Annotated in this window: 21 protein-coding genes and 1 tRNA gene; 13 read left to right on the top strand and 9 right to left on the bottom strand. The window is 64.7% G+C overall.

Features of this window, described 5'->3' with window-relative positions; genetic code table 11:
- Positions 1–131: 131 nt before the first annotated feature.
- Together ACNSTU_RS17375 and ACNSTU_RS17370 are read left to right on the top strand one after the other, a co-directional pair.
- A complete protein-coding gene (locus ACNSTU_RS17375; RefSeq protein ID WP_290637259.1) occupies positions 132–1,340 on the top strand; it encodes a PQQ-dependent sugar dehydrogenase in 1,209 nt (402 codons plus the stop codon).
- 156 nt (positions 1,341–1,496) lie between these two features.
- On the top strand, positions 1,497–3,101 hold the full coding sequence (locus ACNSTU_RS17370; RefSeq protein ID WP_418212797.1) for a methyl-accepting chemotaxis protein: 1,605 nt from the start codon (positions 1,497–1,499) through the stop codon (positions 3,099–3,101).
- A 51-nt stretch (positions 3,102–3,152) separates the two neighbouring features.
- On the opposite strand, the gene ACNSTU_RS17365 is transcribed toward ACNSTU_RS17370, so the two are convergent.
- Entirely contained in the window at positions 3,153–3,641 is a 489-nt protein-coding gene (locus tag ACNSTU_RS17365; RefSeq protein WP_290630344.1) for an outer membrane beta-barrel protein, read from the bottom strand.
- A 216-nt stretch (positions 3,642–3,857) separates the two neighbouring features.
- On the opposite strand from ACNSTU_RS17365, the gene ACNSTU_RS17360 reads away from it, so the two are divergent.
- The gene (locus ACNSTU_RS17360) at positions 3,858–4,838 is read left to right on the top strand and encodes an MBL fold metallo-hydrolase (RefSeq protein ID WP_290630342.1); all 981 of its coding nucleotides are present in this window, start codon (positions 3,858–3,860) and stop codon (positions 4,836–4,838) included.
- Positions 4,839–4,855: 17 nt separating this feature from the next.
- On the opposite strand, the gene ACNSTU_RS17355 is transcribed toward ACNSTU_RS17360, so the two are convergent.
- The 3 genes from ACNSTU_RS17355 to ACNSTU_RS17345 all read right to left on the bottom strand — a co-directional run bounded on the left by ACNSTU_RS17355 (position 4,856) and on the right by ACNSTU_RS17345 (position 7,454).
- Positions 4,856–5,593: an SDR family NAD(P)-dependent oxidoreductase gene (locus tag ACNSTU_RS17355; RefSeq protein ID WP_418212796.1), complete on the bottom strand. Its 738-nt coding sequence runs from the start codon at positions 5,591–5,593 to the stop codon at positions 4,856–4,858.
- Positions 5,594–5,682: 89 nt separating this feature from the next.
- The gene (locus tag ACNSTU_RS17350; protein WP_290630337.1) at positions 5,683–6,444 is read right to left on the bottom strand and encodes an ABC transporter permease; all 762 of its coding nucleotides are present in this window, start codon (positions 6,442–6,444) and stop codon (positions 5,683–5,685) included.
- Entirely contained in the window at positions 6,441–7,454 is a 1,014-nt protein-coding gene (locus tag ACNSTU_RS17345; RefSeq protein ID WP_418212795.1) for an ABC transporter ATP-binding protein, read from the bottom strand. The genes ACNSTU_RS17350 and ACNSTU_RS17345 overlap by 4 nt, the downstream gene beginning before the upstream one ends.
- 284 nt (positions 7,455–7,738) lie before the next feature.
- Between ACNSTU_RS17345 and ACNSTU_RS17340 the strand changes: the two genes are divergently transcribed.
- From ACNSTU_RS17340 to ACNSTU_RS17320, 5 genes are all read left to right on the top strand, one after another.
- On the top strand, positions 7,739–8,503 hold the full coding sequence (locus ACNSTU_RS17340; protein ID WP_290630333.1) for a DODA-type extradiol aromatic ring-opening family dioxygenase: 765 nt from the start codon (positions 7,739–7,741) through the stop codon (positions 8,501–8,503).
- Between the two features lie 35 nt (positions 8,504–8,538).
- Positions 8,539–8,877, top strand: a complete 339-nt coding sequence (locus ACNSTU_RS17335; RefSeq protein WP_290630331.1) for a hypothetical protein — start codon at positions 8,539–8,541, stop codon at positions 8,875–8,877.
- Positions 8,878–9,005: 128 nt separating this feature from the next.
- Positions 9,006–9,827, top strand: coding sequence for a diguanylate cyclase domain-containing protein (locus ACNSTU_RS17330; protein ID WP_290630328.1), 822 nt, complete (start codon positions 9,006–9,008; stop codon positions 9,825–9,827).
- 80 nt (positions 9,828–9,907) lie between these two features.
- Positions 9,908–10,297, top strand: coding sequence for a DUF6152 family protein (locus ACNSTU_RS17325; protein WP_290630326.1), 390 nt, complete (start codon positions 9,908–9,910; stop codon positions 10,295–10,297).
- Positions 10,294–10,758 carry a DUF2214 domain-containing protein gene (locus tag ACNSTU_RS17320; protein ID WP_418212794.1) on the top strand — a complete coding sequence of 155 codons (465 nt, stop codon included), beginning with the start codon at positions 10,294–10,296 and terminating at the stop codon, positions 10,756–10,758. Before ACNSTU_RS17325 ends, ACNSTU_RS17320 begins: the two co-directional genes overlap by 4 nt.
- Positions 10,759–11,018: 260 nt before the next feature.
- Here ACNSTU_RS17320 and ACNSTU_RS17315 read toward each other — a convergent pair.
- Both ACNSTU_RS17315 and ACNSTU_RS17310 read right to left on the bottom strand, forming a co-directional pair.
- A tRNA-Asn gene (locus tag ACNSTU_RS17315) sits at positions 11,019–11,094 on the bottom strand.
- Positions 11,095–11,161: 67 nt separating this feature from the next.
- The gene (locus ACNSTU_RS17310; RefSeq protein ID WP_290637835.1) at positions 11,162–12,343 is read right to left on the bottom strand and encodes a pyridoxal phosphate-dependent aminotransferase; all 1,182 of its coding nucleotides are present in this window, start codon (positions 12,341–12,343) and stop codon (positions 11,162–11,164) included.
- Positions 12,344–12,502: 159 nt separating this feature from the next.
- Here ACNSTU_RS17310 and uvrB point away from each other — a divergent pair, with 159 nt between their 5' ends.
- Both uvrB and ACNSTU_RS17300 read left to right on the top strand, forming a co-directional pair.
- Positions 12,503–14,527, top strand: a complete 2,025-nt coding sequence (gene uvrB, locus ACNSTU_RS17305; RefSeq protein ID WP_418212793.1) for an excinuclease ABC subunit UvrB — start codon at positions 12,503–12,505, stop codon at positions 14,525–14,527.
- A gap of 121 nt (positions 14,528–14,648) precedes the next feature.
- Complete coding sequence (locus ACNSTU_RS17300) at positions 14,649–15,671, top strand: histone deacetylase family protein (RefSeq protein WP_290633978.1); 1,023 nt, start codon at positions 14,649–14,651, stop codon at positions 15,669–15,671.
- Positions 15,672–15,674: 3 nt separating this feature from the next.
- Here ACNSTU_RS17300 and ACNSTU_RS17295 read toward each other — a convergent pair whose 3' ends face one another.
- Both ACNSTU_RS17295 and ACNSTU_RS17290 read right to left on the bottom strand, forming a co-directional pair.
- Positions 15,675–15,869 carry an oxidoreductase-like domain-containing protein gene (locus ACNSTU_RS17295; protein WP_290633976.1) on the bottom strand — a complete coding sequence of 65 codons (195 nt, stop codon included), beginning with the start codon at positions 15,867–15,869 and terminating at the stop codon, positions 15,675–15,677.
- Entirely contained in the window at positions 15,866–16,780 is a 915-nt protein-coding gene (locus tag ACNSTU_RS17290) for a malate dehydrogenase (protein WP_290637831.1), read from the bottom strand. Before ACNSTU_RS17290 ends, ACNSTU_RS17295 begins: the two co-directional genes overlap by 4 nt.
- 171 nt (positions 16,781–16,951) lie before the next feature.
- Here ACNSTU_RS17290 and ACNSTU_RS17285 point away from each other — a divergent pair, with 171 nt between their 5' ends.
- The 3 genes from ACNSTU_RS17285 to ACNSTU_RS17275 all read left to right on the top strand — a co-directional run bounded on the left by ACNSTU_RS17285 (position 16,952) and on the right by ACNSTU_RS17275 (position 19,065).
- Positions 16,952–17,416: an RrF2 family transcriptional regulator gene (locus ACNSTU_RS17285; protein WP_290633972.1), complete on the top strand. Its 465-nt coding sequence runs from the start codon at positions 16,952–16,954 to the stop codon at positions 17,414–17,416.
- A gap of 120 nt (positions 17,417–17,536) precedes the next feature.
- Positions 17,537–18,097: a cytochrome c biogenesis protein ResB gene (locus tag ACNSTU_RS17280; protein WP_418212792.1), complete on the top strand. Its 561-nt coding sequence runs from the start codon at positions 17,537–17,539 to the stop codon at positions 18,095–18,097.
- Between the two features lie 65 nt (positions 18,098–18,162).
- Positions 18,163–19,065, top strand: coding sequence for an MBL fold metallo-hydrolase (locus tag ACNSTU_RS17275; protein ID WP_418212791.1), 903 nt, complete (start codon positions 18,163–18,165; stop codon positions 19,063–19,065).
- A gap of 59 nt (positions 19,066–19,124) precedes the next feature.
- Here the strand turns inward: ACNSTU_RS17275 and ACNSTU_RS17270 are convergent.
- A partial coding sequence (locus tag ACNSTU_RS17270; RefSeq protein ID WP_418212790.1) for an AMP-binding enzyme occupies positions 19,125–19,557 on the bottom strand: 433 nt, incomplete at its 5' end.

Below are 19,557 nucleotides of genomic sequence, written 5' to 3'. Positions count from 1 at the left end.
AATGAAGCGTATGGCCATCTCCGCGCTCAGGCGCATTCAGAAGCTCCCCGGGTTGGTGCGCTCATTCTTCCAGCAGTCGGAATGTCAGTACGCTGCAACATGACTTTACTTTCTTAAAGGTTAGTATACCCATGGCCATTCTGCGCCGACTGCGACTGGTCGCCCTGCCTGCCGGGGCCTCCCTCATTGCCGCCTGTACTCTGTGGGCCGGCTCGACGGCGGTCGCGACCGAAGATGTCGAGGAGCCGGTGGATTATGAAGTGGACGTGGTCACAGATGGGCTGGACACGCCGTGGTCTCTGACCTTTCTCCCCGGCCAGGATGTTGATCAGGCGTTGGTGACGGAGCGGCCCGGGCGCCTGCTGCTCGTGGACCTGGCCTCCGGTGAGGCACGCACCGTCTCCGGCACCCCCGCGGTGGCTGCCGTGGGGCAGGGGGGATTGCTGGATGTGGTGCTGCATCCGCGGTTTGCCGACGGCGAGCGCTGGGTCTATCTGACCTACTCTGCGGAGAACGAAGGCGGCAGCGGCTATGCCACGCATCTGGGGCGTGGCCGTCTGAGTGACGATGGCGCAGCGCTGCGTGATTTCGAAGTGCTGTACGTGGCAGAGCCATTCGGCAGCAATAACGGGCATTTCGGCTCCCGCCTCGTGTTCGACGATGACGACCGGCTTTACATGACCACCGGTGACCGGCGCGACCTGGACAGCCCCCAGGATCTCCGGAGCAACTGGGGCAAGACCCTGCGTTTCAATGCAGACGGAAGCGTTCCCGACGACAACCCCTTCGTCGATGATGACGATGCCCTGGATGCCATCTACACCTACGGGCACCGGAACAGTCAGGGGATGGCGATTCACCCGGAGACCGGTGCCATCTGGCAGAACGAGCACGGCCAGCAGGACGGTGACGAGATCAACCGCATCGATCAGCCCGGCGGCAATTACGGCTGGCCCATCGCGACGTATGGGGTGCAGTATGGCTCCGGAACCCGTATCGGTGACCTGCCCCACGAGCGCGACGATACCGTTAACCCCGTCTACTACTGGGATGGTACCCGGTACGATCACGGCCAGTCCGGGTTCCCGCCGTCCGGCCTGGCAATCTACGCCGGGGCGGCTTTTCCCGAGTGGGAGGGCGATCTGCTCATGGGCAATCTCCGGCACCGGTATCTGGCCCGCTTCGAGATGGACGGCGGTGAGGTCGTGAACGAGTACCGCCTGCTCGCCGACCGTGGCTGGCGGATTCGCGACGTGCGCGTGCATCCCGACTCGGGCGACGTCTACGTGCTGGTGGACCAGGCCGATGCGCCGCTGGTCCGGCTGCGCCCGGCGGGCTGAGCGAGCCCGCCGCGCCAATCCCAGTTCGTGTTGCGTCGCAATACGCGAACGCTTTTGTCGTGAGAGTCACGAATCGATTGGTCAAGTTCCTTCCGGATTGGTCGTTAATGCGGGGTGTGGGTCCTCCCACATGCACCCGTCACCGGAGGGAACTGTATGACGCCTTACCGCGCGCTCGAACGACTGTCCGTCGGACAGAAGATGCTCACGCTCACCGGCCTGTTCCTGATCGTCATCGCGTTCATTCTCGTCATGGCCTCGTACGTGCTGGAACAGCAACGCTCACTGAATACCGAGTCCGAACGCGTCGGCGCGCTGAGTGAGCGGGTGATGTATCTGGACGAGGTACTGACCGGTTCGACGTTCATGGCCGCCGTGACCGGCGAGACCGAATGGATGGATCGTTACGACACCCATGCGGCGGAATTGGACAGAGTGCTAGACGAGCTGGTCGCAATGGCGCCGGATGACGTGGCTGCAGCCTTTGATGCCTCCACCGGTGCGGCCAACGATGCGTTGCTGACGCTGGAGGCGGAGGCGTTCGACGCGGTGGAGCAGGGCGACCTCGACGCCGCCCAGGCTATTGTCTTTGGTGGGGACTACGAGGCGCAGAAAGAGGAATTGGACCGGGGTACAGACGCATTCCTGGCTGACGTCGAAGCGGAGATCGCGGATCGGCGAGCGACCCTCGAGACCCTGGCCTATACGACCCTGGGTACCGGGCTCGGCGCGTTGGTGGTCGCCGTGCTGCTCGCCTACGTGGTCGCCCGCTCCATTACCCGTCCTCTGGCGGAAGCAGTGACCTGCTCTCAGCGTGTGGCGGACGGCGATCTCTCCGTGGACGTCGGCAGCCAGGCCCGGGACGAAGTCGGGCAGCTCCTGAATGCCATGGGACGCATGACCCGTGGCCTGCGTGAGACCGTGCAGCACATCAGTCAGGCATCGGAGCAGGTCGCCAGTGCGTCCGAGGAGCTGTCGGTGACCTCGGCGCGAAGCAGTGAAGGTGCGCAGCAGCAGAGCACCGAAGTCTCCCAGGTGGCGACGGCCATGAACGAGATGAGCAGCACGGTGCAGGAGATCGCCCGTAATACCCAGGAAGCGTCTGATGCCGCCTCCGATGCCAACGGCCGCAGTGCTCAGGCGCGTACGGCGCTGGAGACATCGTCAACGGGGATGGAGGCCCTGGCCGGCGAAGTGGAGCAGGCGGCCGGAGTTATCCAGGATCTGGAACAGCGCGCCGAGCGTATCGGGCAGGTGCTGACGGTTATCCGCAACATCTCCGAGCAGACCAACCTGCTGGCTCTAAACGCCGCCATTGAGGCGGCACGGGCCGGCGAACATGGTCGAGGGTTTGCCGTGGTGGCGGACGAGGTGCGCAAGCTGGCGAGCAATACCCAGGAATCCATCGGCGAGATCGAAGAGATCATTGAGCAGCTTCAGGAAGGCACCCGCAATGCGGTCGACGTGATGACCAGTGGTCAGGACAGTGCCGGTCGCAACGTGGAAGAGGCGCGCAATGCCGTGGCCGCCCTGGATGCCATTATGGCCGGAGTGACGCACATCTCGGACATGTCGAACCAGATCGCCACCGCTCTGGAAGAGCAGAGCTCCACGGCCGAGGAAATCAACCGCAACGTCACCACCATCGAACAGCTGGCGTCCGAAACGTCCACCGCCGTGAACGAGGCGGCTTCGGCGAGCCAGGATCTGTCCAAACTCTCGGTGGATCTCAGCGGCGTCGTGGCGAGGTTCCGGCTGTAACCGGGCCTTTGGGGACCGCTCGGGCCGCGCGGGCCCGAGCGAAGGCGTGTTCTACGGCAGCCGCACTTCGATGCTCAGCATGCCGGCTTGGAAGTCGTTGCGCTCCTGGTACTCAGCGCGCACGCGGGTCAGGGGAAACACCGCCATGCTGCCGCCAATCGCGAACACGGCACCATCACTGTCACCCCATTCGTAGCCCGCGCGCCCGTGGAAGTTGATCAGTGGCAGGGTGGTAATGGTGCCCTGTAGGCCTACGTCCGCGTTGTTGTAGCGGTCCGTTCCGCCGTTGTCCTCGAACTTGCCCGTGCGGGTGTACCCGCCCTCAAGCCCTAGGCGCATCACCGCAGGAATGCCGAAGAAGTCGTACCCGCCGTAGAGCCGGGTGCCGTAGTAGGTGTCGTTGCTGGCGTCGTCGAAGTTGGTGTAGACACCGCCCAGGCCGCCGTAGAGGCCACTTGCGGATGCCGTGGCAGGAAGGGCGGCCGTCGCCGCAAGGCAGGCGGTGATGGCAGTGCTGGTCAGTGCTCGGCGTACGGTCATGGCGAGGGTCCCTGTCTCTGGGTGGGTTGACCTCGCCATCTTGCACCACGGTCGAATGCCTTGACCACTCCCGTCGCTCGCAACCGGATCGGTGGATGCCGGCCGTTATCGGGCACTGTGTCCGGGAGGGCGTGGCGAGAGGTGGGCTTGTTCAGGCAAAGTGACGAAGTGGTGTCGTTGCACTGGCACCGCGAACGACGGCCAGGAGGTGTCCCCATGCCCGAACCCACCATCATTGATTACCCCACCGGGGTTGCCGCCATCGACGCCGAGTTCGCCGAGACGCCGGGTGTGGTCGCGAGCTATCTGCTGCAGGCCGATGGCGATGCCGCGCTGGTGGATGTGGGCAGCAACTTCTCCGTGCCGCTGATTCTCCGGGCGCTGGAGTTGCGCGGTGTGGCGCGTGAACAGGTGCGCTACGTGTGCGCCACCCACGTACACCTCGATCACGCCGGTGGTGCCGGAGAGCTCATGCGCCAGCTGCCGCAGGCGACGCTGGTGGTTCATCCGCGGGGCGCCCGCCACATGATCGACCCGTCCGCGCTCTACGCCGGTGCCCTGGCCATCTACGGTGAGGCGGTGATGGCACGCCATTACGGTGAACTGGTGCCGGTGCCTGAAGAGCGGGTGCAGGTTGTGAACGACGGCGACCGGTTGCCGTTCGGCCGGCGCAGTCTGCTGTTTCTCGATACGCCGGGCCACGCCAATCACCACTACAGCGTGGTGGATGAGGACAACGCCCTGGTCTTTGCCGGCGACACGTTCGGCGTGTCGTACCGGTCGCTGGATACCGAAAGTGGGGCGTTCATCTTCCCGTCCACGTCGCCGGTGCATTTCGACCCCGGCGCGGCCCACCGCTCCGTGGAGCGCCTTTGCGCGCTGCAGCCCCGGGCGGTGCATGTGGCCCATTTCGGCCAGCTCACGGAGATCGATCGCCTTGCAGACGACCTGCATGCGGGGATTGATGCCCATGCCGGCATCGCCATGCGCTACGCGGAGGAGGACGAAGCCGACCAGGGCGAGGCCATCGCCGCCGCGTTGCTGGACTGGTTCTCCGACCGCCTGCAGGCGCACGGCGCGACGCTGTCAGCGGAGCAGTTACGCCAGACCCTGTCCATGGATCTGCAGATGAACACGCAGGGTCTGGTGGTGTGGCTGCAGCGACGACGCAAGGCCGCCCGCGTCGATTCGCGCTGAGCGGCCCCTGGCGGCTGTCAGGACTTGCCGGCGGTGAAACCGCCATCCACCAGCAGATCGGTGCCCGTGACAAAGCTGGCGTCGTCGGAGAGCAGGAACAGCGCGGCGTTGGCCACTTCCCGCGCCTCACCCAGGCGCCCGACCGGGTGCAGGCTGGTCAGGAACTCCAGCACCTCCGGCTCCAGCTCGTCCAGCAGCGGCGTGGCAATGTAGCCGGGCGAGAGGCTGTTGACGCGGATGCCGTTGGGTGCCCCCTCCAGCGCCAGTGTGCGCGTGACGTTCAGGACACCGCCCTTGGCCGCCGTGTACGCGGCAGTCTGGCTCTGACCCACATGCCCGAGGATGGAGGCGCAGTTGAGGATCGCGCCGCCGCCGTCTTGCATGCGACGCATGGCCTCGCGGGCGACGCGAAAGACGCCATTGAGGTTGATGTCGATGACCCGGAGCCAGTCCTCGTCGGTGTAGTCCACCGCCAGTTCCTGGTGACCGATGCCGGCATTGTTGAACACCGCGTCGACGCCGCAGAACGCCTGCGCCTGCTCGAACAGGTTGCGAACGTCCTCGGTGCGGGTCACGTCGGTCTGCACGAACAGGCACCGGTCCGCGCCCACCTTGGCGGCGATGGCCTCGCCGAGCGTTTCGTTCATGTCCGCGATGACGACCCTGGCGCCTTCGGCAATGGCGCCCTTGGCCGTTTCCGCGCCGATGCCGCTGGCGCCGCCGGTGATGACAACCCCTTTCCCTTCCAGACGCATACCTTGTGCCCCCTGGTGAATGAACCCGTGAAGTCGCATCGTGCGCCTCGGGGCGGCAGGGGGTATTGATCCAGGTCAACGCGGGTGGGTCACGCGCGCAGCCGGTAGCCGGTGCGGAAGATCCAGGCCACCGTCGCCATGGCGATGACCAGGAACACCAGGATCATCATCAGGCTGACCGCGACGCTGACATCACCGACGCCATAGAAGCTCCAGCGGAAGCCGCTTACCAGATAAAGCACCGGGTTCAGGAGGCTCACTGTTTGCCACGTCGGGGGCAGCATGTCGATGGAGTAGAACGTGCCGCCCAGGAAAACCAGCGGCGTGATGATCAGCAGTGGCACGAACTGCAGCTTCTCGAACGTGTCCGCCCAAAGCCCGATGATGAAGCCGATGAGGCTGAACGTGAACGCCGTCAGCACCAGGAACAGCAGCATCCAAACGGGGTGGGCCACCTCCAGAGGTGCAAAGAACCCGGCGGTTGCCAGAATGATGAGCCCCAGCATCACGGACTTGGTGGCGGCCGCACCCACGTAGCCCATGACGACTTCATAATGGGACACCGGGGCCGACAGGACCTCGTAGATGGTGCCCGAGAACTTCGGAAAATAGATGCCGAACGAGGCGTTGGAGGTGCTCTGGGTGAGCACCATGAGCATGATCAGCCCCGGCACGATGTAGGCGCCGTAGGTGATCCCGTCGATCTCGTTGATCTGCGAGCCGATGGCACCGCCGAACACGATGAAGTAGAGCGACGTGGTCACCACCGGTGAGACGATGCTCTGGAACAGCGTCCGCCAGGTGCGTGCCATTTCGAAGCTGTAGATCGCGCGGACAGCGTGGATGTTCATGTGCGGTCCCTTACCAGGTCGACGAAGATGTCCTCGAGTGTGCTCTGCTGCGTGTGCAGATCGCGGAAGCGGATGCCCGCGTCGGCCAGATCCTGCAGCAGAGCGGTGACGTCGGCGGTTTCGCCGTCCTGCGCCAGCGTGTAGACGAGCGCCTCACCGTCCTCGGACAGCTCCAGGGCGTGCCGTGCGAGCGTCTCCGGAACATGGTCCATGGGCGTGTGCAGGTGCAGGGTGAGCTGCTTGCGGCCGAGCTTGCGCATCAGCGCCTCCTTGCCTTCGACCAGCACGATTTCACCACCGTTGATGACGCCGATCCGGTCCGCCATCTCCTCGGCCTCCTCGATGTAGTGCGTGGTGAGAATGACCGTCACGCCTTTCTCCCGAAGGGAGCGCACCAGGGTCCACATGTCGCGGCGCAGCTCCACGTCGACGCCGGCCGTGGGCTCGTCCAGGAACAACACCTCCGGCTCGTGCGCCAGTGCCTTGGCGATGAGTACGCGCCGCTTCATGCCGCCGGAGAGCGTCTGGATCTGATGGTTGCGCTTGTCCCACAGACTGAGATCGCGGAGCACCTTCTCGATGTGCGCCGGGTTCGCCGGCTTGCCGAACAGGCCGCGGCTGAAGCTGACCGTCCGCCAGACCGTCTCGAACGAGTCCGTGGAGAGCTCCTGCGGAACCAGCCCGACTTGCGCCCGGGTCTTGCGCCAGTCGCGCCGGATATCGTGGCCGTTCACCAGCACCTGGCCTTCGGCGAGCATGGCGATACCGCAGACGATGCTGATGAGCGTGGTCTTGCCGGCGCCATTGGGGCCGAGCAGGGCGAAGATTTCCCCGCGATGGATGGTCAGATTGATGCTGCGCAGCGCCTGGAAGCCTGTGTCGTAGGTTTTCGAGACCCCCTGAATGGAGACGGCCGGTGGTTCCGTGCTCCCCGGAGCCTGCGCGCGCGCGCCCGACTCTCCGGTCTGAGGCGGCCCGGCCTGGAAGGCGGCGAGGTGATTGCGGTCCATGGGATGGCTTTCCTGTGTTGAGTCTGAGCGGCGGCGAGAGTAAATGCTCAAGTAAACTTGAGGTCAAGTGTCACCCGTTCACGCAAACCAGCACTATACGCGTTCGCCTGCGGCCGTGGATGGGTACCGGGAATCGGGGATTCCCTGTCTTTGAGAAAATCGCAATAGTTCGTTTCTTCTGGTGAATATTGTGTCGCCGGAAAAACAATCTACCCTGCACATGGGTTGGCGTACGATCGATCAACGCTGCCGCCAAGCAGCGCGAGCCCGGAGGATTATTGGCAATGGATTATCGTCGTTTGTTCGTCGCCCATGGGGCGCCCACGCTCGCTCTTTCGGACGTTCCCGCACACCGGTTTCTGCGGGAGCTCGGAGCGGAGCTGAAGCGGCCGCGCGCCATCGTCGTGATAAGCCCGCACTGGGTCAGTGGTTCGTTCCACGTGCGATCGCCGGAGCGCTTCCGCACCTGGCACGATTTCGCCGGCTTTCCGGATGCCCTCTATCGCATTCGTTACGAACCGCCCGGGGACGCGGAACTGGCGCGGCGGGTTGTCGGCCTGCTCGAGTCCGGCGGGCTCGAGACCGGCCTTGATCAGGGGGCCGATATGGACCATGGCGCTTGGGTGCCTTTGTCCCTGGTGTACCCCGACGCCGACGTGCCCGTGGTCCAGGTGGCGTTGCAGGCGGATGCCGGGCCCGAGGGCTGCCTGGCGTTGGGGCGTGCCCTGTCTCCACTGGCAGAGGATGACGTCCTGCTGCTGGGCAGCGGTTCGATCGTGCATAACCTGGGCGATATTCACCCGGAGCGTGCGGCACCGGCGCCCTGGGCGAGCGCGTTTGACCGCTGGGTTGCGTCGCAGGTCGAGCAGGGCGACTGGGCTGCGGTAGCGAACTATCGAGCGCTCGCGCCCGAGCCGGAACGGGCGCACCCGGAAGACGACCATTTCTTGCCGCTGCTTACCGCCCTTGGGGCGGGCTCGCGCGCCGTGCGGCTCCATGACAGCTTCACCTACGGCACCATCAGCATGGCCAGTTACGGCGTCCGGTGATATCCGGGGATGCGTCTGCGCTCATGGGGTGTATCATGGATGCAAGTCGAACAACGTTGCAGGTGTATCCCGTGAGCCATTACGCCGTTTCTGAACGTGATCCGCGACTCGGTCTCGGTCTTCTGTCGGTGGTCACTGGCGTCGTGCTGGTGCTGAATCCGCCCATGATCCCGGAGTTCAGCACCACCTCCTACACGACCCTGCAGCCCACGACCACGCAGCACGTGATGGAATGGCGCCCGCAGGGCCCTCCGCCTTGGGGGGATGCCGATCAGTTCACCCCTGAAGAGGTGGATGAAGCCCCAGCTGCCGTCGCCTCGGGGAGTGCCGAGCGCACCAGCGGCAGCGAGGCGCGTGCACGCCCGGAGCGGTAATCTGCCCGCATGCGGCGTTGTATCGGCTTGCTCTTTCCGGAGAAGACTGGGAGTTCGAGTACGTGCCCTGTACCTGGTCGCGGTGCATGGCATAACTGCGCGCCGGCGATCTCGATCTGATGCCCGACATGGCCGCATCCTTGGCCAGGGAGGCGCTGTTCGAGTTTCATGATGTTCCGGTGATTCAGGTCGTGCAGGAATACCGGTTCATCGACCCCGCAGGCCGGACACGCCACATCCGTGACGAGAAGCAGGTTGTCGCGAGGTCCGAGGACGGACTGCCGCACGAGGTGATTGGCACCTGGACGGACCTGACCGACGCTTATGAGCAGCGTGCTCAGGTGCATGCACTGGCCAACTACGATGCCCGCACCGGTCTTCCCAATCGTGCCCTATTGCGCGAGCGGATCGAGGAGGCTGTCGCGGACGCCCAGTCGCAGAATCGCAGTTGCCACGTGATCTTCTTCGACTTTGACCGGTTCAGACGAATCAACGAGACGCTTGGCGAGGCAGCGGGTGATCAGTTGCTGGAAACGGTCGGGGCGCGTCTGAATCACGCCATGGCTGAATTCGATACGGCCGCCCGGGTCGGCGATCATGAGCTGATTATTACGGCCAGTATCGGCGTCGCCAATCATCCGCGTGGCGGGGACACCCCGGAGACGTTGATGTCAGCGGCAGAGCTCGCCGTCGGCGACGCCCGTCGCGCCGGCGGCGATCAGAAGCTGGGGGAGAGCGGGGTGCACATTGCCATGGACGACTTCCGCGCCATTATCGCGCTGGCCGCGGCCCTGGAGCTGTCGCTGGTGGCCGAAGGTGTTGAAACCGAGGCGCAGAAGGCGTTCCTTTCGCGGGAACGGTGCCAGATCGGTCAGGAGTTCCTGTTCGCCAGACCGGCGCCGGCAAAGGAGCTGTTCCCGGGTAGTCCGGCTTCATCCTCCGGGCATTAGCGTAGAGGGGCGTGGGCAGGCCCGGGCCGGATGTGCTATCAATGGACGGTCGGCGTTGTCCGTATCCTCGGAGGTGCGTCATGCGGTGTCTCATCGGTGTGCGCGGTTTGCTTCCTTCCCTGGTCCTGCTGGTTGGTCTGATCCCTGTCGCATCTGGCCATCATGGCTGGGGCTGGGCCAGTGACGAGCTGGCGGAGATCACCGGCGAGATCGTCGACGTGCGCCTGGGGAATCCCCATGGCGAGGTGGACATCGATATCGACGGGGAGACGTGGACCATAGAGGTGGGCCAGCCGTGGCGCAATGAGCGTGCGGGTCTTACCGCGGAGCTGCTGGAGCCCGGCGGCGAGCTGACAGTGCTCGGAAACGTGTCCGAGCGGGAGGGCGAGCGGCTGGTGAAGGCGGTGCGCGTCACCACCACCGACGGGCACCACGACCTCTACCCCGGCCGTATACCGGATTCCGATTGATAGTCGCGTTCCTGTCCGCCGTTGAAGCCTGGGCGCCCATTGCTGCGCTCAGGAACTCCATGCTCGTCTACCCCCTGGTGAACGCCGGCCACATTCTCGGCGTGGCGCTGCTGGTGGGTAGTCTCATCCCGCTGGACCTCAGGCTGGCCGGGCTGTGGCGGCAGGTGATGCTCATGCCGGTATGGCGCATGCTCTCGCGCACCGCTGTCTGCGGATTCCTGTTGGCCATGATCACCGGTCTGCTGCTGTTCGCCACGCGGGCCACCGAATACGTGGAGTCGACACTGTTCCTCACCAAGCTCGCACTGATCCTGGTCGCGGGGCTGAACGCCATCTGGCTCGCCCGACGGTTTACTGCACTGCTGAGCCCGGCCACCGCGGTCGTGCGGCCGGCCGCCGTGGCGTCCATCATCCTGTGGGTGGGTGTACTGGTCCTGGGCAGGCTGGTGGGGTATTTCTGAGGAGGCTGGAACCCCGGGGTTCCCGGCCCAGGCGGACCTGAAGACCCACCCTACGGACCCGCAAGCCCCATCCCGACATGCGATGGCGGCGTATCCGGCGTAGGGTGGACGTTTACGTCCACCAGCTTGTGCGGAATCCACCCGCGAAAGGGTGACGTAGGGCGTAGGGTGAACCTTCAGGTCCACCACCGCTGCTCAAAGTGATACACACCACAAACAAAAAAGGCCTTAGCCGGAATCGGCTAAGGCCTTGATTTTTTTGGCTCCCCGGGACGGGCTCGAACCGCCGACCCAGTGATTAACAGTCACTTGCTCTACCAACTGAGCTACCGGGGAATCGTCAGGCCGGTATTCTACATAACCCCGGCCTTCCGTCAACCGTCAAAGCCCGCGCGGCGTGCTTTCAGCCCAGGGCTTTCGCCAGACGCTCCATGGCCTTCTCCAGGTTCTCCATGCTGGTGGCAAAGGAAATCCGGGCGTAGCCATCCAGGCCGAAAGCGGAGCCCGGCACCAGGGCCACGTTGGCCTCGTTGATCAGATGCTCGGCGAGCTCCACGTCGCTCTTCAGGCCCAGGTTGTCGATGGCGCCCTGCACCCGGGGGAAGGTGTAGAAGGTGCCGTCGCCTTCCACCGCCTCGACGCCCTTCATCCTGTTCAGCGCGCTGACGACGAAGTCGTGCCGCTCCTTGAACGCCTTCAGCATGGGTGCGATGCAACCCTGATCACCCGTGAGTGCGGCCACGGACGCGGCCTGGGCGATGGAGCAGGGGTTCGACGTGCTCTGGGACTGGATCTTCTTCATGGCGCCGATCACGTCCGCCGGTCCGGCGGCGTAGCCAATGCGCCAGCCGGTCATGGAGTAGCCCTTGGAGACACCGTTGATGACAATGGTGCGCTCCTTCAGTCCCGGGCAGGCGTTGACAATGTTGGTGAACGGCTCGTCCGCCCAGAGGATGTGCTCGTAGATGTCGTCGGTGAGGATGTATGTCCGCGGGTACTTCTCTAGCACCGCGCCCAGCGCCTGCAGCTCCGCGCGCGTATACGCCACACCGGTGGGGTTGGAGGGGCTGTTCAGGATCACGAGCTTGGTCTTGCTGGTGAGCGTGGCCTCCAGCTGCTCCGGCGTGATCTTGAAGCGCTGATCCTTGGTGGCCTCGATTTCCCGGGGCACGGCGTCGGCGAGCCGCGCCATGTCCGGATAGGAGACCCAGTAGGGGATCGGGATGATGACTTCATCATCCGCATCAAGAATCGCCTGCATCACATTGTAGATGCTGTGTTTCGCGCCGGCGGAGACGAGGATCTGGTTGAGCTCGTAGCTCAGGTCGTTCTGCTCGGCGAGCTTCTTCTGGATGGCCTGTTTCAGCTCCGGCGTGCCGTCCACCGCGGTATACTTGGTCTGGCCCGCCTGGATCGCCTCGATTGCGGCCTGTTTGATATGCTCCGGCGTGTCGAAATCCGGTTCTCCGGCGCCGAGCCCGATGATGTCCTTCCCGGCGGCGCGGAGCTCGGCGGCTCGCGCTGTCACGGCCAGGGTGGGAGAGGGTTTTACGCGCTGAACCCGGTTCGCGAGCGAATTGTCCAAATCGTCCTCCGACTGGTTCTGGGACCGGTTGATTGAGTTGCCCGGGCGACCGCTTCGTCCAGCCTTTCCGGGCAAATCGCAGTGTTCAATGATAGTGGAAACGCCGCTGGACATGAAGGAACGGCGGCTGTTCCGCCTCGGCAAGAGTGATGTTGCGCCATGACCAAGCCCTTCCGCATGCAGTCGGACTACGAGCCCGCCGGTGACCAGCCTCAGGCCATCAGCGAACTGACCGGCGGGCTCAACGACGGGCTGTATCATCAGACACTGCTTGGAGTGACCGGGTCGGGCAAGACGTTCACCGTCGCCAACATCATCCAGGATGTGCAGCGGCCGGCTCTGTTGCTGGCGCCAAACAAGACGCTGGCGGCGCAGCTCTATAGCGAGATGCGGGAGTTCTTCCCGGACAACGCCGTGGAGTATTTCGTTTCCTACTACGACTACTACCAGCCCGAGGCCTACGTGCCGTCCTCCGACACCTTCATCGAGAAGGACGCCTCGGTGAACGAGCATATTGAACAGATGCGGCTGTCCGCCACCAAGGCCATCATCGAGCGGCGTGACACCATCATCGTGGCGTCGGTATCGTCCATCTACGGCCTCGGTGATCCCAAGTCGTACCTGAGCATGGTGCTGCATCTGGTGGAGGGCGATGTGGCCGAGCAGCGTCAGATCATGCGGCGGCTCGCGGAGCTGCAGTACACCCGCAACGACACCGATCTGCGGCGTGGCACCTACCGGGTGCGCGGCGAGGTGATCGATATCTTCCCCGCGGAGTCGGAATCAGAGGCGGTGCGGGTGGAGCTGTTCGACGACGAAGTGGAGGCGCTCAGCTACTTCGATCCGCTCACCGGTGAGACTCTGCGCAAGGTCAGCCGGCTGACCGTCTACCCCAAGACGCACTACGTCACGCCGCGCAAGACCATTGTCGATGCCATCGAGGAGATCCGCGAGGAGCTGCGCGAACGGCTCAAGGAGCTGCGTGACAACGACAAGCTGCTGGAGGCGCAGCGGCTGGAGCAGCGCACCCGCTTCGATATCGAGATGATGCAGGAGCTGGGTTACTGCAACGGCATCGAGAACTACTCCCGTTACCTCTCCGGGCGCAAGGCGGGGGAGCCGCCGCCGACCCTGTTCGACTATCTGCCCTCGGACTGCCTGCTGTTCATCGACGAGTCCCACGTGACCATTCCGCAGATCGGCGGCATGTACCGCGGTGACCGGGCGCGCAAGACAACCCTCGTGGAATACGGTTTCCGGCTGCCCTCGGCCCTGGATAACCGGCCGCTGCGGTTCGACGAGTGGGAGCGGCTGGCGCCGCAGATGGTGTTTGTCTCCGCCACGCCCGGGCCCTACGAGCAGGATCATGCCGCCCGCGTCGTCGATCAGGTGGTACGGCCCACCGGGCTGGTGGATCCTGAGATCGAGGTGCGCCCCGCCACCACCCAGGTGGACGACCTTCTGGGCGAGGTCAGCGAACGGGTCCAGCGGCAGGAGCGCGTGCTCGTCACCACGCTCACCAAGCGCATGGCCGAGGATCTCACCGAGTACCTCACCGAGAACGGCGTGCGCGTGCGCTATCTCCATTCCGACATCGACACCGTGGAGCGCATGGAGATCATCCGCGACCTGCGTCTGGGCACGTTTGACGTGCTGGTGGGGATCAACCTGCTGCGCGAGGGACTGGATCTGCCGGAGGTCACCCTGGTCGCGATCCTCGACGCCGACAAGGAAGGCTTTCTGCGCTCTGCCCGCTCGCTGATCCAGACCATCGGCCGCGCCGCCCGGAATGCCGACGGCAAGGCCATGCTGTATGCGGATACGGTCACGGATTCCATGCGTGCCGCCATCGACGAAACCGACCGGCGGCGTGCCAAGCAGATCGCCCACAACGAGGCGCATGGCATCACCCCGCAGACCATCCGCAAGGCTGTGGCCGACGTCATGGAGCGGGGCGGCGCGGGCGTGCCGGAGCCGTTGAGCAAGCAGGCCAGGGTTGCCGAGGAGACGGCGAAATACGGCGAACTGACTCCGGCCCAGGCGGTGAAACGCATCAAGGAGCTGGAGCAGGAGATGTATGCCCACGCCCGTAACCTGGAGTTTGAGGAGGCGGGCAAGCTGCGCGACGAAATCCGCAAGCTGGAGCACTACGCCCTGGACCGTCCGGACGTGAAGACTGCCTGAACACGCCCGACAGCCGGGGCTTTGTTGCGCCCTCGGCTGTGCCGGAGTGTTCCTTTTACTGCCGTCTCTATGGTACGAAGGGCGCTTCAGTATTGTGTCATTACATGAATGGGGTGCCGACGTGAAAGCCTTTTTCGATCCGACGCAGGATGGCCATATCCCCCGGAGCTACCTGTCCCGCGGGCAGATGCGCACGCCGCTGGAGATTCCGGAGCGAACCGGACACATCCTCAAGGGGCTGGATGCGGTGGACGTGGCCGTGGAGCGGCCGGCCGATCACGGCATGCGCGGCATCAACCGCGTCCACGACTTCGGCTACCTCCGTTTTCTGGAAAGCGCTCACCGCCGCTGGAAGGAGGTCCCGGACGACTGGGGCGACGAGGTGATGTCCAACGTCTTCGTGCGCTCACCCAACCCATTGCGGGGGATTCTTGCCGAGTCCGCCTGCTACCAGGCCGACGGCAGCTGCCCCATCGGCGAGAAGACCTGGGAGGCGGCGTACTGGTCGGCGCAGACGGCATTGAGCGCGGCCGACGCCCTGCTCGGGGGTGCCCGCGAATCCTACGCCGTGTGCCGGCCGCCGGGACACCACGCGCGGTTCGATGCCGCCGGTGGCTTCTGCTATCTCAACAACGCCGCCATCGCCGCGGAAGCCCTGCGTGAGCGTTTCCCGCGGATCGCCATTCTCGACCCGGACATGCACCACGGTCAGGGCATCCAGGATCTGTACTACGATCGTGACGATACGCTCTACATCTCCATCCACGGCGACAGCACCAACTTCTACCCGGTGGTCAGCGGCCACGAGGACGAGCGCGGCAGAGGCGCCGGCTACGGCTACACCATCAATCTGCCCATTCCGCACGGCTCCCCCGAACAGGCCTTTTTCGACCGGTTGCACACGGCCATGGACAGCATCCGGGTCTACGAGCCGGATCTCCTGATCGTCACTCTCGGGTTCGATATCTATGAGCACGACCCGCAGGCCAAGGTGGCGGTCACGCAGGAGGGCTTCAACCGGCTCGCGCGCACGGTCGGTGGCGTTGATGTGCCCGTGCTGGTGGTGCAGGAAGGCGGGTACCACCTGGAAAGTCTCACCGAAAACACGCGGCAGTTCTTCTCCGGGCTCCAGGCGGTGCGGTGACGCTCACCGCATCCGTTCGCGCAGCACGTCCAGCGGCGATCGGCCGTTGGACGTGAGCTGCTGCCTGGCGCGCTCCGCCCGGCGATGCTCCCAGCGTTCCAGTTCCTGCTCATGGAGGTCAAAGACGCAGGGCACGCAGTTTCCCTGGCAGCAGGCCATGGGGTGGGGCGGCTCCGGTCGCCTGTCGGCGTCGCTCATCCCGCCTCCGCGGCAAAGCGCAGCGACTCGCGGACACTGCCCGCGGCGTCGCGAAACGCCTGCCGCTCCTTGTCGTTCATTTCCGGTTGCAGCAGTTTCTCCACGCCGTTGGTACCGACCACGGCGGGCACGCTCAGGGCCACGTCCCGCTCCCCGAGATAGCCGTTCAGGCGCTGACTGACGGGAAACGTCTGCCGGGTATCGAAGGCGATGGCTTCGATCAGCAGCGAGCCGGCCATGGCGACGGCGTGGCTGGTGTAGCCCTTGTTCTTGAGAATAGTGATGCCGGCGTTCACCACGTCCCGGAACATGGCCTGACGCGCCGGCGTATCCGCCAGGCGTTCACCGCCCGCCTGGGCCGAGCTCATCACCGGGAACTGGGCCGGCCCGTGCTCGCCCATCACGTAAGCGCGCAGGTCGGACGGGTTGACGCCGATCTCTCGGGAGAGCATCGCCCGGAATCGGGCTGAGTCCACCAGCGTGCCGCAGCCCAGGACCCGTTCGGCCGGGAAGCCGGTGTGCTCCACCGCGTAATACGTGAGCACGTCCACCGGGTTGGAGAGAACCACCAGTCTGGCGTTCGGTGCCACCCTGGCAAAGGCCGGTAACAGTTCCCGGCCGAGGGCGACGTTCTGCGGCCCCAGTAGGCGCCGATCCGTGGCCCCCTCCGGTAGGGGGCGCGACGCGCACAGGGCGATTACGTCTGCGCCGGTGAACGCGTCTACATCACCTGCACGAATAGCCATGCGCCGCTGGGTGAACGCCAGGGCGTGTTCCAGGTCCAGCGCCTCGCCCACGGCGACTTCCGGCTTGCGGTTGTAAAGCACCAGCTCTTCGGCCAGGCCACGGGCGACCAGCGTGTAAGCCAGCGACGAGCCGACACGGCCGGTGCCGATGATGCCGATCTTCATGGATGCTCCGGGCTGCGGGGCCAGGTTTCATGATAGCCCCGGCGTGACCGACGGGGCGAACACCCCGAGTCAGCACCGCCTGGCTCATGATTGATATAAATCAATTCGCCGGATTGGGTGCTCTGTAGTCTATCGAAATAGATATTCTGCAGGCATTTATCGAGGCCAAGCATGCGTCTGACCCGCCACACCGACCACGCTTTTCGCGCACTGATCTACATGGGGCTGCTGGAGGGGGGAGAGCTTGTGACCATCGGCCGTATTGCCGAAGACTACGCCATCTCCCGGAACCACCTCATGAAGGTGATGCAGAAGTTGGTTCAGAACGGTTTTGTCGCGTCCACCCGCGGCAAGCACGGTGGTGTTCGCCTGGGGGCGAGTCCCCACGAGATCCGTCTCGGCGATGTGGCCCGAGTGACCGAAGCGCAGGATCAGGTCAACGCCTGCCTGGACTCCAACGGCGACCAGGAGTGTCCGCTGCAGCCCGAGTGCCCGCTGCACCAGGCGATGGGCGAGGCCATGGAGGCCTTCTACGCTGTGCTGGACCGCTACACACTGGCGGACATGCTTGCCGAGCCGGACCGGCTGGGCGCGTTGCTGGGGCTTCAGAACACTAGCGCCGTGTCCGGGCGATGAAGGCGGCGCGCAGGCCCAGGATGGCGGTGAAGACCCCGATGTAGAGCCACGGCACGATGGGGAGCGGAGGGCAGCCAGGCCAGTCTGGCGCCCTATTTGGCCGGCGTTGCCCGGAGCCTTGTGGGTGAGCTGCTCAAGGGTGGATTGCCTGCGGTGGAGGCGCGCATCGACGCCCTGGTGCGTCAGGGCGGACTGGCGGACGATGCCGGCGAGGTGGTGCGTGGGCTGATGCGGGATGCGTTTCATGCAGCACTGTTGCAGGCCTATGTCGGCGTGCTCGAGCGGGAGTACGGAAGTACAGTGTCACCGGCCGATATGGGCGAAGCCGATCGCCGCTTCTTCAGCGATGCCATGGACGTGCTGATGGTGCTGCCGGGTTACGGCGCGCCGCTGCTCCCGGAGCTGCGCGACTTCGACCACCGTCAGGCCACGGGACTGCAGATCACCCGCGCCCCGGGTGAAGGCGTCGTCTACGCGGGCGCGCTGATGCTCGTGATTGGCCTGGGGTTGATGTTCTACGTTCGTCATCGGCGCGTGTGGCTCCGGTTGCAGCAGGAGGATGGTGAGCGGGTGAGCTGGTTGCTGGCCGGGTGGGAGCAGCGCCGCAGCAGTTTGTTCGGTAGCGAGTTTCAGGCGCTCGCCGACCGTCTGGGCCGGCCCGCAGGATCGGGGCGGAAATGACTTCCGAAGCGTAAGATCATTGGGTTATAATCTTATAACCAAATTGATTTTCGAGGGTTAAGTCCGTGTCTCAGATCAGCCGCATCTCCGAAGGCGCTCCGGTCGTCGCCGGATTCTTCGAACCGCGCACGTTCAGTATCCAGTACGTGGTGAGTGATCCCGCGACCGGGCGCTGCGCGATTATTGATCCAGTGCTCGACTTCGAGGAGAAGTCCGGAGCCACCAGTACCCACTCCGCCGACGCCCTGCTGGAGTATGTCCGCCGGGAAGAACTGGAGGTTGAGTGGATTCTGGATACCCACCCGCACGCCGATCACTTCTCCGCCGCGGGTTATCTGCACGACAAGCTCGGCGCGCCCACTGGGATCGGCGCCCATGTGACCGATGTCCAGCGGCTGTGGCAGAAGCTCTACAACCTCGGTGACGGGCTTGGCACCGACGGCTCCCAGTGGGACAGGCTGTTTGCTGCCGGCGATACATTTCGTGTGGGCAACCTGGAGGGGCGGGTTCTGTTCTCGCCGGGGCACACCCTGGCGTCGGTGACCTACGTGATCGGCGACGCCGCGTTCGTCCACGATACGCTCTTCATGCCCGATTTCGGCACGGCGCGGGCGGACTTCCCGGGCGGGGATGCCGGCCGTCTGTGGGACAGCATGCAGGAGATCCTGGCGTTGCCAGACAGCACCCGGCTTTTCACGGGTCACGACTACATGCCGGACGGCCGTGAGCCCCTGTGGGAGAGTACTGTGGCCGAGCAGAAGGCGAACAACCCCCACATCGCGGGCATGACCCGGGAGGACTACATCCGCATGCGTGATCGCCGTGATGCCGATCTGCCCATGCCCAAGCTCATCCTGCACTCCCTGCAGGTGAACATCCGCGGTGGTCGTCTGCCCGAGCCGGAGAGCAACGGCAAACGCTATCTCAAGCTGCCGCTGGACGCGCTTGAGGGGGCGAGCTGGGGGTGACTGAAAGGTTAGTACAAGGCCGGCGATGCCTGATTGTGCGGCATCGCCGGTCCTGCTTCTCAGCCCTGTCCCGCCTGTTCCCGTAGCCGGAACTTCTGGATCTTGCCGGTGGAGGTCTTGGGCAACTCCCCGAAGATGACCTTCTTCGGCGCCTTGAAACGCGCCAGATTCTCCCGGCAGAAGTTGATGATGTCCTCCTCTGAAGTGTTCTCGTAGCCCGGGCGCAGGGTGACGAAGGCACAGGGCACCTCGCCCCATTTCTCGTCGGGCCTGGCCACCACGGCCACTTCCACCACTGCGGGGTGCCGGTAGAGGGTGTCCTCCACCTCGATGGTGGAGATGTTCTCGCCGCCGGATATGATGATGTCCTTGAGGCGATCCTTGATCTCCACGTAGCCGTCGGCGTGCCACACGGCCAGATCACCGGTGTGGTACCAGTCGCCCTTGAAGGCCTTGTCCGTGGCGCTCGGGTTCTTGAGGTAGCCCTTCATC

The organism is Aquisalimonas sp. APHAB1-3 (genome assembly GCF_048323695.1).
In the GTDB taxonomy this organism is placed as follows: domain Bacteria; phylum Pseudomonadota; class Gammaproteobacteria; order Nitrococcales; family Aquisalimonadaceae; genus Aquisalimonas.
Note: the sequence above shows the minus strand (reverse complement) of the source record. Positions and strands in the feature narration are given on the sequence as shown.

Coding starts and splice junctions, on each gene's coding strand:
- ACNSTU_RS17375 (WP_290637259.1), top strand. CDS start 132: ATGGCCATTCTGCGCCGACTGCGACTGGTCGCCCTGCCTGCCGGGGCC.
- ACNSTU_RS17370 (WP_418212797.1), top strand. CDS start 1,497: ATGACGCCTTACCGCGCGCTCGAACGACTGTCCGTCGGACAGAAGATG.
- ACNSTU_RS17365 (WP_290630344.1), bottom strand. CDS start 3,641: ATGACCGTACGCCGAGCACTGACCAGCACTGCCATCACCGCCTGCCTT.
- ACNSTU_RS17360 (WP_290630342.1), top strand. CDS start 3,858: ATGCCCGAACCCACCATCATTGATTACCCCACCGGGGTTGCCGCCATC.
- ACNSTU_RS17355 (WP_418212796.1), bottom strand. CDS start 5,593: ATGCGTCTGGAAGGGAAAGGGGTTGTCATCACCGGCGGCGCCAGCGGC.
- ACNSTU_RS17350 (WP_290630337.1), bottom strand. CDS start 6,444: ATGAACATCCACGCTGTCCGCGCGATCTACAGCTTCGAAATGGCACGC.
- ACNSTU_RS17345 (WP_418212795.1), bottom strand. CDS start 7,454: ATGGACCGCAATCACCTCGCCGCCTTCCAGGCCGGGCCGCCTCAGACC.
- ACNSTU_RS17340 (WP_290630333.1), top strand. CDS start 7,739: ATGGATTATCGTCGTTTGTTCGTCGCCCATGGGGCGCCCACGCTCGCT.
- ACNSTU_RS17335 (WP_290630331.1), top strand. CDS start 8,539: ATGGATGCAAGTCGAACAACGTTGCAGGTGTATCCCGTGAGCCATTAC.
- ACNSTU_RS17330 (WP_290630328.1), top strand. CDS start 9,006: ATGGCCGCATCCTTGGCCAGGGAGGCGCTGTTCGAGTTTCATGATGTT.
- ACNSTU_RS17325 (WP_290630326.1), top strand. CDS start 9,908: ATGCGGTGTCTCATCGGTGTGCGCGGTTTGCTTCCTTCCCTGGTCCTG.
- uvrB (WP_418212793.1), top strand. CDS start 12,503: ATGACCAAGCCCTTCCGCATGCAGTCGGACTACGAGCCCGCCGGTGAC.
- ACNSTU_RS17295 (WP_290633976.1), bottom strand. CDS start 15,869: ATGAGCGACGCCGACAGGCGACCGGAGCCGCCCCACCCCATGGCCTGC.
- ACNSTU_RS17290 (WP_290637831.1), bottom strand. CDS start 16,780: ATGAAGATCGGCATCATCGGCACCGGCCGTGTCGGCTCGTCGCTGGCT.
- ACNSTU_RS17285 (WP_290633972.1), top strand. CDS start 16,952: ATGCGTCTGACCCGCCACACCGACCACGCTTTTCGCGCACTGATCTAC.